Here is a 14924-nt window from a genome sequence, read left to right as displayed (position 1 = left end):
GCGCCATCGCCGCCGGGCGACGGCGGCGCGCGTCATTTCCGGCGCAGCGCCTCGCGGAAAAACCGCGCGAAGGCGGCGGCCACCACGTCATTGTCGAGCGGGCCTTCCTCCAGCGAGGCGAGGGCGGCGCGCTGCGCCTGCGCCGGAATGTCCGGATCCGCGCCGTCCCGGAGGATCAGCCGCACCGTCTCCGGACGAAATTCCGGGTGGAACTGCACCGACATCTGCGGGAAGTCGCGGTAGCGCAGTCCCCCGCAAGGCGAACGCTCCGAGCCCAGCAGCACCTCCGCTCCCTGCGGCGGGCGCATCACCTGGTCCTGGTGGAACGACAGCACGTGCAGGCTGTCGCGGCCGCCGAACAGCGGCCGCGCCGAAGGGGCGACCCGGTGGCCCATGCGGCCGATGTTCCAGCCGCCCGGATATTTCCGCACCTCGCCGCCATGCGCCGCCGCCATGATCTGGTGGCCGAAACAGATCCCGGCCACCGGCGCGCCCACGGCCGCCGCCGCCCGCAAAAAGGCGATGACGTCGCGCATCCACGGCAGGTCCTCATAGACGCCGTGACGCGAGCCGGTGAGGATGAAGGCGTCATGGTCGCCAGGCGCCGGCAGCGGCTCGCCGGCCACGATGAGGCTGGAGGTGAACCGCGCTTCCGGCAGGGCCGGCTTCAGCCAGGCGACGAACAGGTCGCGAAACCGCTGGCCGCGCGCCTCGGCCTCCGGCTCCACCTCGTCCAGTTCAAGAATGTGCAGGCGCATGACGCGGCGCTCCCTGGAACATGTCGGGCCGCGGACCATGCGCCGGGCGGGCGGCGCGTGCAAGGACTCACAGTGAACAAAATTTATGCAAAGGAAAATTGCGACCGCATCTCCGCCGCTGTCCTGGCCGCCGGCGGCGACAGACGGGCCGGGCGGCGACCTCCCGAAACGCAAAAGGCCGGCGTCGCCGCCGGCCTTCGCGAACGGTGATGGAGCCGCGGATCAGCGCGGAGCCATGCGGATGGCGCCGTCGAGACGCACGTCCTCGCCGTTGAAGTAGCTGTTGGTGATCATGGTGAGGGCGAGGTGCGCGTACTCCTCCGGGTTGCCGAGGCGGCGGGGGAACGGCACCTGGGCGGCGAGGGCCGCCTTGACGTTGTCCGGAGCGCCCTGCAGCAGCGGCGTGTTGAAGATGCCCGGCAGGATGGTGTTGATGCGGATGCCCTCGCCGGCGAGGTCGCGGGCGATCGGCAGGGTCATGCCGACGACGCCGGCCTTGGAGGCGGAGTAGGCGGCCTGGCCCATCTGGCCGTCTTCGGCCGCGACCGAAGCGGTGTTCACGATGGCGCCGCGCTCGCCGTCAGCCAGCGGCTCCAGCGACAGCATGCCCTTCGCCGACTTGGCGATGCAGCGGAAGGTGCCGACCAGGTTGATCTGGATGATGCGGTTGAAGGCGTCGACCGGGAAGTGGGCCAGCTCGCCGGTCTTCTTGTCGCGGAAGGCGGTCTTGATGGCGTTGCCGGTGCCGGCGCAGTTCACCAGGATGCGCTCCTGGCCGTTGGCGGCGCGGGCCTTCTCGAACGCCGCGTCAACCTGCTCCTCGGAGGTCACGTCGACCTTGCAGAACACGCCGCCGAGCTCCTTTGCAAGGGCCTCGCCCTTCTCCTCGTTCAGGTCGAACAGGGCGACCTTGACGCCATGGGCGGCCAGCGCGCGGGCGGTCGCGGCGCCGAGACCGGAGGCGCCGCCAGTGATGACTGCGGAGACGGATGAATCGAGCTTCAAGGCTAGTACCTCCCAATCGGTGGAACAGCGCATGCGGCTGGCCACACAGGATTTCCGGCCTGGCCGGCGACGCCGCCAGACCCCACAACGTTTTGCGACCGGACGGCGCGTCCGGCCGGACCGCGCGACGCTCGCCGCCGCGCCGTCCCGGCCGGAGCGGCGACTCCGCCGGACCGAAACTGGCCACTAGCCCTAATGCCGCGCCCTGGGTTTGGTCAAGCGTTTGACCAACACGGGACGGACGCCTTTTGACGCAACAACCGCAATCAACAGCGCGCCTGTCGGGCATTACCGGCGCCCCGGACGCGTTTTACTGGTTTTTGACACGGGCCGGCGCCGGAACGGCGCGCCTGCGCCGCCGCGCGCCCGCGAGCGGGCGCTGGAGGACCAGACGCCGGAGGCCGGCGGTCATGCGCGGCCGGTCTGGCGACCTGCGCCGGTGAAATTATATGATAATTGCTGCAGGTTGTATCTGGTTTTACTTGCACAAAACTGTTTGGAATATTTAATGACATCTGTAGATTGTTTCCGTCTGCTCCGGCGCGGGGCGCAGGCGGGGCTCCGTCGCGCCGGCGGCCGGCCCGGCGACGCAGGGGCCGGGAACGGGCTGGCGCGGACCGGCGCGGGGGGGGTCGGAGACGGGGCCACGGGCGGGGGCGGAGGGGCGGGGAAAGGAAAAGGCCGGGGGAAGGAACCGGGGGAAGGGAAATGGTCACGCAGGTCGCCACCGTCGCTTTCTCGGGCATTGAGGCCCGTCCGGTCGACGTCCAGGTGCAGCTGGCCAGCGGCGTGGTGGCCTTCGCCATCGTCGGCCTTGGCGACAAGGCCGTGGCCGAGTCGCGCGAGCGGGTGCGTTCGGCCCTGTTCGCCGCCGGTCTCGCCCTGCCCGCGAAGCGCATCACCGTCAATCTCGCTCCCGCCGACCTGCCCAAGGAAGGCTCGCATTACGACCTGCCCATCGCGCTCGGCGTTATGGTCGCCATCGGCGCGCTGCCCTCGGACGCGCTCGACGGCTACACCGTGCTGGGCGAGCTTGGGCTGGACGGCTCCATCCGCTCCGTCGCCGGGGTGCTGCCGGCGGCGATCGCCGCGGCGGCGCGCGGCCACGGCCTGATCTGTCCCGCTTCCTGTGGCGCCGAGGCCGCCTGGGCCGGCGAGGAGCTGGAGATTCTCGCGCCGGACTCGCTGCTGCGGCTCGTCACCCATTTCCAGGGCGCGCAGCCGCTGGCGCGCCCTGTCGCAAGGGTGCGCGCCGGCGAGGGGCCGCTGCCGGACCTCGCCGACGTGCGCGGTCAGGCGCTGGGGCGGCGCGCGCTGGAGGTGGCGGCGGCCGGCGGCCACAACCTGCTGATGAACGGCCCGCCCGGCGCCGGCAAGTCGATGCTGGCGCAGCGCCTGCCGTCGCTGCTGCCGCCGCTGCGCCCGCGCGAGCTGCTGGAGATCTCCATGATCCATTCCGTCGCCGGCCTGCTGGAGGCCGGCGCGCTCACCGACCGGCGGCCGTTCCGCGCGCCGCATCACTCCGCCTCCATGGCCGCTCTGGTCGGCGGCGGCGTCTCCGCCCGGCCCGGGGAGGCGTCCCTTGCCCATAACGGCGTGCTGTTTCTCGACGAGCTGCCGGAATTCAGCGTGCAGGCGCTGGACAGCCTGCGCCAGCCGCTGGAAAGCGGCGAGGTAATGGTGGCCCGCGCCAACCACCGCGTCACCTATCCGGCGCGCTTCCAGCTGGTGGCGGCCATGAACCCGTGCCGCTGCGGCCGCGGAACCGAGCCCGGCTACGCCTGCCGGCGCGGGCCCAACGAGCGGTGCATGGCCCAGTATCAGGCGCGCCTGTCCGGTCCGCTGCTGGACCGCATCGACCTGGTCATCGAAACGCCGGCGGTGCGGGCGGTGGACCTGATGCCGGCGCCGGGCGCGCCGCCGGGCGAAAGTTCCGCCGCGGTGCGCGCGCGGGTGCTGGCCGCCCGCGAGCGCCAGCAGCGGCGCTACGCCCGCCACGGCGCGCCGGACATGCTGAACGCCGCCTGTCCGCCGGCCTTGCTGCACGAGACGGCGGCGCCGGACGGCGAGGGCATGGCCCTGCTGCAGGCGGCGGCGGACTCAATGCGCCTGTCGGCGCGCGGCTGGCACCGGACGCTGCGCGTGGCCCGCACCATCGCCGACCTGGCCGGCGAGGAGCGCGTGCGCCGCCCCCACGTGGCGGAGGCCCTGGGTTTCCGCATGGTCATTGGCAGATCGTCCCGGGCAGCGTGATACTGTCTGCTTCGCTGGCGGCCGGCGCGCGCCGCCCGCAACGAGCCGGGAGGAAACAATCATGAAAAACCAGCCCATCACCCTCGCGGGGGCGCTCCGCCTCGCCGTCGCCGCCGCCCTGATGTCAGGAGCCGTGATGTCCGGCGCCGCGACGCCGGGCGCGCTCGCGCGTGAACCGGGGGCGGGCGGCGCGCCGCAGGCGGCCGACGCGTCCGCGCCGCCGCCCACGGACCCGGCGGCGCTGAAGGAGCTGCGCCCCGGCGTGCTGCCCGGCTACCTGCCGCGCGAGCAGCTGGTTGATTCGCTGGCGCTGCTGGCGCCGCCGCCTTCGCCAGGCTCGCCCCAGGCGGTGGCCGACGAGGCGGTCCGCGCCGCCGCCAGCCGGCTGCGCGACACGCCGCGCGGCAGGCTGGCCGCCCGCGACGCCGACTATCGCTCGCCCGCCGTGGTGGAGGCGTTCTCCTGCGCGCTGGGCGTGAAGATCAGCCGGAGCGCCACGCCGCACCTCAACATGCTGCTGCGGCGCACGCTGACCGACGCCGGCGCGGCCACGCTGAAGGCCAAGCAGGCCTATTTCCGCCAGCGGCCCTTCGTGGTCTCGCCTGACCACGCCACCTGCTATCCGGCGGACGAGGAGCACCTGCGCAAGGACGGCTCCTATCCCTCCGGCCACGCCGCCTTTGGCTGGACCTGGGCGCTCGTGCTCGCCGCGGCGGCGCCGGAGAAGGCCAACGCCATCCTCCGGCGCGGCTACGAATTCGGCCAGAGCCGGGTGATCTGCAACTATCACTGGCAGAGCGACGTCGACGCCGGGCGCCTCATCGGCGCGGCGGTGGCCGCGCAGCTGCAGTCCAGCCCCGTGTTCCGGGCGCAGCTGGCGGAGGCGGCCAGGGAGATCCGTGCGGCGCAGGCCTCCGGCGCCGATGCGCCGGACTGCAGCGTCGAACAGGCGGCGGCCGCCATGACCACCGCCGGCGTGAAATAGCCGGCCGCCGGCAGGGGCGCTGCGCCGCAGACAGAGGCGCGCATGTTGGGGGCGCGCGCCCGCCCCTGCGCCAATTCGCGTTGCGCAGCGCCGTAACGGACTTTACCTTCGCCGCTGTGAAGCCGCCCACAGCGGCGGGGCGAGGGAGTGACATGACCACCAGCAACGGGCTGCTGCCCGCCATCATCCGCATTGCGGCGCTCGCCGGCGTTTGCGCCGCGCTCGGCGCCTGCCAGTCCACCCAGAGCCGGCAGCAGGAGCTGGCGCGCATCTGCGCCGATCCGGCCACCATGCGGCCGGACAGCTTCTATTTCGCCGAGTGCGTGGCCTACAGGAATCCCACCCCGGCCCAGCGCAGCCAGATCTATTACCGCACGGCGCCCGAGGGCTGAGGCGCCGCCACGACGGCGCCCGCGCGGGACGCCGGGCGCGATGCGGGTCCACACCCATTCACCGGACGGCGTGAGCCGCGGCCGGCGGCGCAGTCTCGCCTTGCGTCTCCGGCGTCGTCATGCGGCTCATCGCACGTCGCCATCACAGGCGCCGGCGGCGCAGGCCGCGGCGGGCGCGACAGACCGGGTCCGGCCCGGAGATACGGCGGAGGAAACAGGCGTGATTGAGGCAGTTATCTGGGACTTTGGCGGCGTCATCTCGTCCAGCCCGTTTGAGGCGTTCAACCGTTACGAGGCCGAGCGCGGCCTGCCGAAGGACTTCCTGCGTACGGTCAACGCCACCAACCATCTCGACAACGCCTGGGCGAAGTTCGAGCGCAACGAGATCGATCTCGACGCCTTCGACCGCATGTTCGCCGAGGAGAGCCGGGCGCTGGGCCATGAGGTGCCGGGCCGCGACATGATCGACCTGCTGGGCGGCGACCTGCGCCCGGAGATGGTGGAGGCGCTGCGCCGCATCTCCGCCCGCCTGAAAACCGGCTGCATCACCAACAACGTCATCGCCGCCGCCTCGGACAACCCCAGGTCCATCTACAAGGCCGAGGTGATGGCGCTGTTCCACGAGGTGATCGAGAGCGCGAAGATCGGCATGCGCAAGCCCGATCCGCGCATCTACGCCCTGATGACCGGGCGTCTTGGAGTCGATCCCGCCCGCTGCGTCTATCTCGACGATCTTGGCGTCAACCTGAAGCCGGCGCGCGAGATGGGCATGACCACCATCAAGGTGATCGACCCGGCCGCGGCGCTGGACGAGCTGGAGCGCGCCGTCGGCTTCGCGCTGCGGTGACGGGCCCCGGGGCCGCGCCGCGTCCGCCGGTCGCCGCCGGGCGGGCGTCTTCGTGAGGGAGCGGGACATGTCGGTGTATGAGCAGTTCGCGGCGCGGCTGGCCGGCGGCGCGCCGGTGTTCTCCGCCTGGATCGGCATGGGCGGGTCGCAGGTGGCCAGCGTTCTGGCGCGTTCGGCGTTCGACGCGGCGACCTTCGACATGCAGCACGGCGTCGTTGACTTCGCCGCCGTGGTCCGGGGAACGCAGCTGTCGCTGGCGGCCGGCAAGCCGCCGGTTGCGCGCGTTCCGGTCGGCGCGTGCGCCACCGCCGCGCGCCTGCTCGACGCCGGCGTCGCCGCCATCATCGCCCCCATGGTGAACAGCGCCGGCGACGCCCGCCAGTTCGTCAGCTTCTGCAAGTTTCCGTCCGTGGGCGGCCGCAGCTGGGGGCCGGGCGAATCGCGCGTCGCCAGCGGGCTCGACAGCGCCGGCTACCTCGCCCGCGCCAACAGCCTGCTCAAGCTGTTCGTCATGGTGGAGACGCGCGAGGCGCTGGCGGCGCTGGACGAGATTCTCGCCGTGGATGGCGTCGACGGCGTGTTCGTCGGGCCGGCCGATCTCTCCATCGCCCTGTCCGGCGGCGCGCGGGTGGACCCGGCCGGCGTGGAGGTCGACGCGGCCCTTGCCCAGGTGGTCGCCCGCTGCCGCGCCGCCGGCAAGACGCCGTGCGTCTATGCGGTGACCGCGCGCCGCGCCCGCGCGCTCGCCGAAATGGGCTTCGTCTTCATCGCGGTTTCCAGCGACGGCGCCCTGCTGCGGGCGGCGGCGGACGCCGCCGCGGCCGAAGCGCGCGGCGAGACCGCCGGCCCGGCCGCAGGCGGCTACGGCTGAGCGCGGCGCGCGCCGTCGCGCCCAGCCGCGCCCCGGCCGGCGGCCTTACGCCTGTTCCGGCCAGCGCCGGATGGCCACGCGCGCGTCCGGCGCAGGAGCGGCCACGGCGCCGGGCGCGTCCTCCGCCGCGTCGAAATGGACGATGCGCCAGCGCGCCGGCGCAAGCGCATCGCCGCGGAAGCGCAGCAGGCGCGGCGCCTCGCCTGGCGCCAGCGTCACGTCGAAGGTCTCCGGCGGCAGGCTGAAGCCGCGGCCCAGCGCCTTCAGCACCGCCTCCCGGCGCGTCCAGCAGCGATAGAAGCCCTGCAGCCGCTGCGCCGGCGGCAGGCGCGCCAGCGCTGCCTGTTCCGCCGCGGAGAAAAACTGCGCCGCCACCTCCGGCTCCACCGGGCGGATCTCCTCCACGTCCACCCCCACAGGGCCGCGCCGGCTGACGGCGAGCGCGCCGTGCGCCTGCGCATGGCTGAGGCTGAAATGCAGCCCGGCCGGCGCCGCCAGCTCCGGCCGGCCCCAGGGACTGACGGCGAAGGCCAGCGCCTCCGGCGCGACGCCGGCGGCGCGGGCGAGGATCTGGCGTTTCGCCGCATGGGCCGCCACATGCCGGCGCCGGTCCTCCGGCCGGCGCAGCCGCGCGGCGCGCGCCTGCTCGTCCGGCGAGAGCAAGGCGGCCAGCCGCGCCTCCTCCTCCGGCGGAGCCGGGAGGCTGAACAGCCAGACCACGATGTCGGCGTCCGGGGCGGCGGGCATGGGCGTTTTTCCCGTCAGTTGCGCCGTCCCTGTTTACACCGGCGCGCCGGGCGCCGGCCATGCGCCGGGGGCGCCCGGCGCGCGTCGCCCGATGCGCGGCGCGGCCGGGACCGCGCCTGCGCCCCGCGCCGGATCAGCCCTCGCCGGCGCCTTCGATGATGTCGCCGAAGCGCTCCCATGTCTTGCCGTTGAAGCGCATCAGCTGCACCTGGCGGATGGGGAAGTAGTTGGTCGGACTGGTGTTGATGCGGATGCCCGGCAGGAGGGTCGGCATCTCGAGGTCCTTCAGGCTGGTGGCCTGGCGCATGATGTTCTCGCGCGAGAGGTCATCGCCGCACTGGCGCAGCACCTGCATCAGCACTTCCGCGACGAGATAGGCGTACTGGTTGTAGCCCTCCAGCGCGTTGCCCTCCGGGAAGTACGTCTTCATGAAGGCGAGGTAGTCGAGGATGCCCCTGTCGCTGGCCCATTCCGGATCGGCGGCGTCCTTCATGTAGCCGCAGGAAATGACGCCGGTCGAACGGTCGATGCCCGCCGGCGCCAGCACGCCCTGGATGGAGGCGGCGCCGCTGGCCATGAAATGCACGGGCCGCCACTGCAGCTCATGCACCTTGCGGATGCTCTGGGCGACGAACTTGGCGGTCGTGCCGGAAATCAGCACGTCCGCGCCCGAGGCGCGCAGCGCCACCAGCTGCGAATCCACGGTCGGATCCGTCACTTCATGGGGAATGGCCTTCACGCGCCGCTCGAACGCGTCCTTCAGGATGTCGCGCACGCCGGCGACGTAATCCTTCCCGAGGTCGTCGTTCTGGTACAGGATGGCGAAAGTGGCGTCGGGGTTCCGCCCCAGGGCGTATTTCGTGTAGACCTGCGCCTCGATGCGGGCGTTGGGGGCGAAGCCCATGGTCCAGGGGTGGGTCCTGTAATCGCCCCACTTGTAGCCGTTCACCGCCAGGAAAAGGTGCGGCACCTTCTTCTGGTTGATGTATTTCACCACCGCCGAATTGGGCGCCGTGCCCAGCATGTTGAACAGGAAGGCGACGCGGTCGTTCTCGATCAGCCGGCGCACCTGCTCCACCGTCTTGGGCGGGCTGAAGCCGTCGTCATAGATGATGTAGCGGATCTTGCGCCCGGCGACGCCGCCGCGCTCGTTGATCATGCGGAAATAGGCGGCCTGACAGCGCGCCTGCACCCCCAGCGCCGACACCGGCCCGCTGAGCGAGGTGGTGGTTCCGATCAGGATTTCGCTGTCAGTGACGCCGGTCGTGTCCCGGCCCAGCGCGACGCCGGGCATGAGGCCCGTGATGGCTGGCGCGCCCGCCGTCGCGGCGAGCGCGGCGAACATCTGGCGTCTGGTTATCGTTGTCACGGCGTTTCGCTCCCGAATACATGTGTTGTTGCGTTTATTTTTTGTTTGGGATCGCGATGTTTCCATGCGCCGTCGCCGTGAGACAACGCCGTTGGCGGCAGGACGCGCAGGGCTGTCATGCGTTTTTCGCAGGTCGCGCCCCGCGCGGCGCGCGGGCGGCGTCACGTCCGGCGCGGGAGGGGAGGCTGGAGCATGCGCAAGGCGATTGTCACCGGCGGGTCGGGAATGATTGGCGCGGCGATCTGCGCCGCCCTCGCCGAGGCAGGCTGGGAGGTCGCCAGTTTCGACCTGCAGGACGGCGGCGTCGATGAGGCCCGCTATGTCTGCTGCGACGTTTCCGACGAGGACTCCGTCGCCGACGCCTTCGCCAGCCTCGGCTGGAAGGGGCTGGACCTGCTGGTGAACAACGCCGGCGTGGCCGCGCCGGTCACCGGCCCCGTCGCCGAGCTGTCGCTGGCGGGCTGGCGGCGCATCGTCGACAGCCATCTCACCGGCGCCTTCCTGATGACCCGCGCCGCCGCGCCGCTGCTGCGCGAGGGCTCCTGCATCATCAACATGGCCTCCACCCGGGCCTTCATGTCCGAGCCGTTCACCGAGGCCTACGCCGCGGCCAAGGGCGGCGTGGTGGCGCTCACCCACGCCCTGGCCGTCAGCCTCGGGCCGCGGGTGCGGGTCAACGCCATCGCCCCGGGGTGGATCTCGGATTCCCCTGATCTCGCCGAGGAGGACCATGAACAGCATCCGGCCGGTCGCGTCGGCCGGCCCGAGGACGTGGCCGAAGCGGTGCTGTTTCTCGCCGGGGCGGGCTTCATCACCGGCGAAACCCTGATCCTCGACGGCGGCATGAACCGCCGCATGATCTATCGCGACTGACCGCCTCCGGCGGCGACCGCCGGTCCGGCGCGCCCGCCGCCTGCGCCGGCCACGCCGGCTTGCGGCGCGTCTCTCCCGCAGGCCGGCGCCGCCTCCGGGACGCCGGCCTGCGCCGGCAGCGCCAGCGTCAGGGCGACGCCTCCGTCCTCTCCGGCGGCGGCCGCCAGCCGCGCGCCGTGCCGGCTGGCGAAGGCGAACAGCTCCGCCAGCGCGCCGGTCGCGCCCGCGCCGGCGAGCAGCGCCAGCGTCGCCTCCAGGAAGCTCCGGCCCGCCGCCGCGTCGCCGGCGGCCGGGCCGACGCGCACCTGCGCCAGCGCCTCCCCCTCCGCGCCGGTCATGACCAGCCCGATCGCCAGCGGCGCGCCCGCGCCGGCCGCGGCGGCCAGCCGGCACAGCGCGCCCGCCGCCTCGCCCGCGTCGGCCGGGTCGGCGATGACGCGCGCCGGCCCGGCCGGCGCGGCGAGGGCCAGCCCGTGGCGCCGCGCCGCGGCGCTGACCACAGGCGCAAGGTCGAGGACGACGCGGCGCGGCGCCAGCCGGCGGCCCAGCGCCTGGATGCGGCGCGTTTCTTCGGCGGCGCGGCTGGTGGAGGCCTCCAGCGCCTGCAGGTAGCGCGCGCGGCGCGCCTCCGGCAGCGCCGGATGGCGCAGCAGCTCCACCGTGCCCTGCAGCACGGCCAGCAGGTTGTTGTAGACGTGGGCGGCCTCGCGCACCGCATGGCCGAGGGCTTCGGGGCTTTCGTCCCGGGCGCGGCGCGCGTCGTCGTCGGCCTGGGCGGCGGCCAGCGCCGCGTTGACCTGCTCCGCCAGCGCCTGCAGCTCCGCCTTCCGTTCCCGCTCCATGCAGCTCCTCCTCCGCGGCGGGCTGGATCCGGTTCGCTGCGTCCCGCGCGGCCGCGCCATTGTGACGGCCCCGGCCGTGAGGGCAAGCGCCCGCGTCCGGCTCAGTCGTCCAGATGCAGGTTATGCAGGAGCCGGTGCGCCAGCGGCGCCAGGATCAGGCCGGCGGTGGCGACGAAGAACAGGTTGGCGTAAAGCGCGAACAGCGCCGTGAAGATGCGGCCGCCGCGGCTGGCCGGCGCCTCGGTGAGGCCCAGCCCCGCCAGAACCTGCAGGGCCGACAGAACCGCGTTCTCCACGTCATGCCCCTCGACCAGGGCGAAGCCCGCCGCTCCGGCGAGCACCGAAAGGGCGAGCAGGACAAGGGTCAGCAACAGGTGAACCGTCATGCGCCAGGCGAACCGTGGCGCGGAAAGAAGAGGCTCGGACCTCCGCTCGTACATGGGCGCCTCCCGGACCGGATCGCGCCCCCGCCACCCGTCCGGCGCGGCGCGTCCGCCATTCTGCGCCCGGTCAGGTTAACGCAGGCGTAACGCCGCGCCGCCCGCTCAGCGCGCGCCGCTGCGCGCCAGCGTCACGAACAGCGCCAGCGCGCCCGCGCCGCCGGCCAGCTGCAGCAGCGCCAGCACCGGCGCCGGCGCCAGCGGCAGCGCCGCCGCCACGCCGGTGGCGGCCGCGGCGGTGGCCATCTGCAGGAAGCCCAGCAGCGCCGCCGCCGCGCCCGCCCGGTCGCCGAACGGCCGCAGCGCGATGGCCGAACCCAGCGGATTGGCCATGCCCATGCCCAGCAGGAACACCGCCAGCGGCGGCGCATAGGTCCACAGCTCGCCGGTGCGGTAGAAGGCCAGCATCAGCACCCCGCCGGCGGCCACCAGAATGGCCCCGCCCGTGGCCGGACGCAGCGGCCCGTAGCGGTGGGCCAGACGCGGCGCCAGCAGGCCGGCGCCGAACACGATGAACACCGTGACCGCCGAGAACAGCCCGTAGCCCACCGGCGTCATGCCCACCTCGCTCATCAGGATGATGGGGGCGGCTGCGAACGTGCCGTACAGCCCGCCGATGATCATGCTCACCGCCAGCGCCGGCAGGATGAAGCGCCCGTCCGCCGCAAGCCCCGCATAGGTGCGCGCCACGCCTGCGAGGGAAAACGGCCGCCGCGCCGGCGGGGGCAGCGTCTCGCCCAGAACCGCGGCGTGAAACAGCAGCAGCGCCGCCGCCGCCGCGCTGACGATGACGAACAGGATGCGCCAGTCCAGCCAGGTGGCGGCCACGCCGCCCACCAGCGGCGAAAACCCCGGCGCCGCGGCCATGGCCACCATGATCATGGACATGGCCTTCGCCAGCATGTCGCCGTCAAACAGGTCACGGGCGATGGCGCGGGCCAGCACCGAGGCCACGCACGCCCCCGCCGCCTGCAGCACGCGCCCGGCGACCAGGGTGGCGAGATCGCCCGCAAGGCCGCAGACCAGCGATCCGGCCAGAAACACGCACAGCCCGGCCGCCACCGGCTTCTGCCGGCCATAACGGTCGGCGAGGGGGCCGGCGATCAGCTGGCCGAAGGCGAACACCAGGAAGAAGCTCGACAGCGTGACTCCCAGCGCCCGTTGCGGCGTTCCCAGCGAGGCGGCGATGGCCGGAAAGGCCGGCAGCAGGATGTTGGTGCAGAGAATGCCGATGGCGGCGAGGCCGGCGAGCAGCGCCACGAGGCCTGGCGTGAGCTCTCTTTCCGGCTGTCTCTCCCTGACCTCGGCGGCTGTGCGGCCGGCGTCGGAACTGGCCATGGAATTCCTCCCGGGCGCGTCGCGCGGGCGGGGCGGCGCGGCGCGTTTTGCATTACGTATGTCATTGTATGGCGACGATACGCCGCCGGCGCGTCTGGTCAACAGCGCCTGCGGGCAGCAGGTAGCGGCCGGGAGCCGGGCGCGCAACGACGGCGGGCGCAGGGCGGGGGCGCCGGAAATGACGGCGCCGGGACCGGCGGGCGGGGGCGCCGTCCGGGCGTACTTGACACGCGCCGGGCGCGGCTGAATGAACGCGCGCAGGTAAAACGCCAGTTACAGTCATCCGCCTGGCGGGAAAAGCGGAAAAAATGCATAAGTCATATTTTATAACAGAGGGCGAACGTTACGTTCCGACCAGCATCAGCCGCGGATACTGGGTGGACGACACCGTCACCGGGGCGGCCACCGCCAGTCTTCTCGCGGCCTGTCTGGAGCAGGCCTGGGGCGGGCCGGACTATGTCGCGACCCGTTTCAGCATCGACATGCTGGGCCTGGTGCCGGCGCGGCCGCTGAAGGTGGAGCTGCGCCTGCTGAAGGACGGCCGGCGCCTGAAGCTGGGCGAGGCCAGCATCACCGGCGACGATGGCCAGCTGCTGGCGCGGGCCACGTGCCAGTTCGCGCTGCGCACGCAAAATCCCGAAAACGCCACCTGGCAGGCGCCGGGCTGGAGCGCGCCGTCCCCGGAGCAGATGGGGCCGCACCTGAGTTTCGGCTCCTGGGACCTGCTGCCGCTGCCGCCGCAGTACAACCGGATCCGCAAGGAGGGGTTTCATGCGCCGCGCGTGGCTCCCGGCAACGCGCCGGTGCTGGGGCCGCTGTGCCCGGTGGAGGCGCGCCAGGCGTGGTTCCGGCCCAACAACCGGGCGGTGGCGGACATGCCGCTGACGCCGTTCCTGCGGGCGGCGATGGTCGCGGATTTCGTCAGCCCCGTGGCGAACAGCAGCGAATACGGCATCGACTTCATCAACACCGACTTCACGCTGTATCTCTGCCGCGAGCCGGCGGGCGAGTGGATCGGCCTGGAAATGGTGAGCCACCATGCGCGCGACGGCATCGCCATCGGCGAGTGCTGGCTGCATGACGTGGCCGGCCCGCTGGGCTCGGTGAACCTGTCGGCGCTGGCGCAGCTGCGGAAGCGGACCGGCCCGGTTCCGCGTGATCCGGAGCCGGACGCCGCCGCCGTTGCGGCGCGCCGCAGTGACGCGGCGCTGGAGACGGCGTGACGCGCGGTCCGGGCGGCCGTTAACGCGGACGCCCGGATGTTGTCCGGAAAGAACGCGCGTCGCGGGGCTGGCCGCGCCGCCGTGACGGACGGTTGCGGCCCGCCGCGCCGGGACCGCGCAGCAGGGCCATTTCCGGAAGGCGCTGTCTTTCTCTCCGGTTTAGCCGGCGCCAGGCTTCCTGGTGTGGGGCGCCACGGTGTCGATGGCGTAGGTCCGGGCGAGACTGTAGGGCTGCGGCGCGCTGCTGTTCTTCGAGAGCACCTTGTACTGGACGACGACCTTGCCCAGTTCGTTGTTGGGGCCCGTGTCGTATCCGGCGAACGTCGTGTAGTCGATGGGCGCCGACACATTGTCGGTGTTGTTGAGGGCCGAGAACAGCACGTCTGCGGTGATGGTGTCCCGCTTTTCGGCCCCCTGGCGGTAGCCGTCGATGAGGATGATGAACTGGACGCCGGTCGCGTCCGGCCACAGTTGCTGGATCTGTGCAGGCGTGACCGGCGCGTAGACGGGCGTGGCGTCCTGCATGGTGTTGCTCGTGATGATGTATTCGATCGTCCCGAGGCTGGGCGCGGGCAGGCTGCCGTCCGGCATGGGGTTGGCCGCCGGGACAAAGGTCACTTCCAGCAGGGATGGCGGCGACATGGCCACGTTTCCGACTGCGTCCACGGTGACCATGTAGACAGCCAGCGGGCCCTGGAGCCCCTGGTTGTTGAAATCCAGCGGGAGCTGGCCGCCCATGACCTTGGTGATGGCGGTCTTGGCGGGCGTGGGGTTCACGCTGACGATCGTCATGTCCGTAATGTCGGCGACCGCCGGATTGGAGAGATCCTTCTGGATGACGCAGTACGAGATGGCCGCGTCAATCGCTGTGACGCCATAAAGGACAATGGGGATGGTGTCGCCAAGGGTGATCTGGATCACCGGCGCCGGAAGGCCGGCGGGGGAACGCGCGAGTCGGTCAGGAGGGTATTGACGACCAGA

Annotated in this window: 15 protein-coding genes; 7 read left to right on the top strand and 8 right to left on the bottom strand. The window is 72.2% G+C overall.

Annotated features, from left to right (window positions below; translation table 11 throughout):
• Positions 1-32: 32 nt before the first annotated feature.
• Positions 33-758, bottom strand: a complete 726-nt coding sequence (locus ACFFJB_RS00425; protein WP_376828609.1) for a type 1 glutamine amidotransferase — start codon at positions 756-758, stop codon at positions 33-35.
• A 222-nt stretch (positions 759-980) separates the two neighbouring features.
• On the bottom strand, positions 981-1763 hold the full coding sequence (locus ACFFJB_RS00420; protein ID WP_446680577.1) for an SDR family NAD(P)-dependent oxidoreductase: 783 nt from the start codon (positions 1761-1763) through the stop codon (positions 981-983).
• Positions 1764-2471: 708 nt separating this feature from the next.
• Here ACFFJB_RS00420 and ACFFJB_RS00415 point away from each other — a divergent pair.
• From ACFFJB_RS00415 to ACFFJB_RS00395, 5 genes are all read left to right on the top strand, one after another.
• Positions 2472-4016: a YifB family Mg chelatase-like AAA ATPase gene (locus tag ACFFJB_RS00415; protein ID WP_376828607.1), complete on the top strand. Its 1545-nt coding sequence runs from the start codon at positions 2472-2474 to the stop codon at positions 4014-4016.
• Positions 4017-4077: 61 nt separating this feature from the next.
• Entirely contained in the window at positions 4078-5001 is a 924-nt protein-coding gene (locus tag ACFFJB_RS00410; protein ID WP_376828605.1) for an acid phosphatase, read from the top strand.
• A 152-nt stretch (positions 5002-5153) separates the two neighbouring features.
• A complete protein-coding gene (locus ACFFJB_RS00405) occupies positions 5154-5393 on the top strand; it encodes a hypothetical protein (RefSeq protein ID WP_376828603.1) in 240 nt (79 codons plus the stop codon).
• A gap of 220 nt (positions 5394-5613) precedes the next feature.
• Positions 5614-6240 (top strand): HAD-IA family hydrolase, encoded by a 627-nt coding sequence (locus ACFFJB_RS00400; protein WP_376828601.1) that lies wholly within the window; start codon positions 5614-5616, stop codon positions 6238-6240.
• A 67-nt stretch (positions 6241-6307) separates the two neighbouring features.
• Positions 6308-7111 carry an HpcH/HpaI aldolase family protein gene (locus tag ACFFJB_RS00395; RefSeq protein ID WP_376828599.1) on the top strand — a complete coding sequence of 268 codons (804 nt, stop codon included), beginning with the start codon at positions 6308-6310 and terminating at the stop codon, positions 7109-7111.
• 45 nt (positions 7112-7156) lie between these two features.
• On the opposite strand, the gene ACFFJB_RS00390 is transcribed toward ACFFJB_RS00395, so the two are convergent.
• The gene (locus ACFFJB_RS00390) at positions 7157-7858 is read right to left on the bottom strand and encodes a 4'-phosphopantetheinyl transferase family protein (protein WP_376828597.1); all 702 of its coding nucleotides are present in this window, start codon (positions 7856-7858) and stop codon (positions 7157-7159) included.
• Positions 7859-7991: 133 nt separating this feature from the next.
• A complete protein-coding gene (locus ACFFJB_RS00385; protein ID WP_376828595.1) occupies positions 7992-9227 on the bottom strand; it encodes an ABC transporter substrate-binding protein in 1236 nt (411 codons plus the stop codon).
• Positions 9228-9419: 192 nt separating this feature from the next.
• Between ACFFJB_RS00385 and ACFFJB_RS00380 the strand changes: the two genes are divergently transcribed.
• Positions 9420-10100, top strand: a complete 681-nt coding sequence (locus ACFFJB_RS00380) for an SDR family oxidoreductase (protein WP_376828593.1) — start codon at positions 9420-9422, stop codon at positions 10098-10100.
• On the opposite strand, the gene ACFFJB_RS00375 is transcribed toward ACFFJB_RS00380, so the two are convergent.
• From ACFFJB_RS00375 to ACFFJB_RS00365, 3 genes are all read right to left on the bottom strand, one after another.
• The gene (locus ACFFJB_RS00375; protein WP_376828591.1) at positions 10088-10942 is read right to left on the bottom strand and encodes a nitrogen regulation protein NR(II); all 855 of its coding nucleotides are present in this window, start codon (positions 10940-10942) and stop codon (positions 10088-10090) included. The two genes, ACFFJB_RS00380 and ACFFJB_RS00375, sit on opposite strands and share 13 nt — an antisense overlap.
• Before the next feature lie 101 nt (positions 10943-11043).
• Positions 11044-11382, bottom strand: a complete 339-nt coding sequence (locus tag ACFFJB_RS00370) for a hypothetical protein (RefSeq protein ID WP_376828589.1) — start codon at positions 11380-11382, stop codon at positions 11044-11046.
• A gap of 105 nt (positions 11383-11487) precedes the next feature.
• Entirely contained in the window at positions 11488-12720 is a 1233-nt protein-coding gene (locus ACFFJB_RS00365; RefSeq protein ID WP_376828588.1) for a Bcr/CflA family efflux MFS transporter, read from the bottom strand.
• 308 nt (positions 12721-13028) lie between these two features.
• Here ACFFJB_RS00365 and ACFFJB_RS00360 point away from each other — a divergent pair, with 308 nt between their 5' ends.
• On the top strand, positions 13029-13943 hold the full coding sequence (locus tag ACFFJB_RS00360; RefSeq protein WP_376828586.1) for a thioesterase family protein: 915 nt from the start codon (positions 13029-13031) through the stop codon (positions 13941-13943).
• A gap of 159 nt (positions 13944-14102) precedes the next feature.
• On the opposite strand, the gene ACFFJB_RS00355 is transcribed toward ACFFJB_RS00360, so the two are convergent.
• Positions 14103-14864 carry a hypothetical protein gene (locus ACFFJB_RS00355; RefSeq protein ID WP_376828585.1) on the bottom strand — a complete coding sequence of 254 codons (762 nt, stop codon included), beginning with the start codon at positions 14862-14864 and terminating at the stop codon, positions 14103-14105.
• Positions 14865-14924 lie beyond the last annotated feature (60 nt).

The organism is Camelimonas abortus, from assembly GCF_042432745.1.
Taxonomy (GTDB): domain Bacteria; phylum Pseudomonadota; class Alphaproteobacteria; order Rhizobiales; family Beijerinckiaceae; genus Camelimonas; species Camelimonas abortus.
Note: the sequence above shows the minus strand (reverse complement) of the source record. Positions and strands in the feature narration are given on the sequence as shown.

Bases quoted from the DNA above. Each gene is read 5' to 3' on its own strand.
- ACFFJB_RS00425 (WP_376828609.1), bottom strand. From the start codon at position 758: ATGCGCCTGCACATTCTTGAACTGGACGAGGTGGAGCCGGAGGCCGAG.
- ACFFJB_RS00415 (WP_376828607.1), top strand. From the start codon at position 2,472: ATGGTCACGCAGGTCGCCACCGTCGCTTTCTCGGGCATTGAGGCCCGT.
- ACFFJB_RS00410 (WP_376828605.1), top strand. From the start codon at position 4,078: ATGAAAAACCAGCCCATCACCCTCGCGGGGGCGCTCCGCCTCGCCGTC.
- ACFFJB_RS00405 (WP_376828603.1), top strand. From the start codon at position 5,154: ATGACCACCAGCAACGGGCTGCTGCCCGCCATCATCCGCATTGCGGCG.
- ACFFJB_RS00395 (WP_376828599.1), top strand. From the start codon at position 6,308: ATGTCGGTGTATGAGCAGTTCGCGGCGCGGCTGGCCGGCGGCGCGCCG.
- ACFFJB_RS00390 (WP_376828597.1), bottom strand. From the start codon at position 7,858: ATGCCCGCCGCCCCGGACGCCGACATCGTGGTCTGGCTGTTCAGCCTC.
- ACFFJB_RS00380 (WP_376828593.1), top strand. From the start codon at position 9,420: ATGCGCAAGGCGATTGTCACCGGCGGGTCGGGAATGATTGGCGCGGCG.
- ACFFJB_RS00375 (WP_376828591.1), bottom strand. From the start codon at position 10,942: ATGGAGCGGGAACGGAAGGCGGAGCTGCAGGCGCTGGCGGAGCAGGTC.
- ACFFJB_RS00370 (WP_376828589.1), bottom strand. From the start codon at position 11,382: ATGTACGAGCGGAGGTCCGAGCCTCTTCTTTCCGCGCCACGGTTCGCC.
- ACFFJB_RS00365 (WP_376828588.1), bottom strand. From the start codon at position 12,720: ATGGCCAGTTCCGACGCCGGCCGCACAGCCGCCGAGGTCAGGGAGAGA.
- ACFFJB_RS00360 (WP_376828586.1), top strand. From the start codon at position 13,029: ATGCATAAGTCATATTTTATAACAGAGGGCGAACGTTACGTTCCGACC.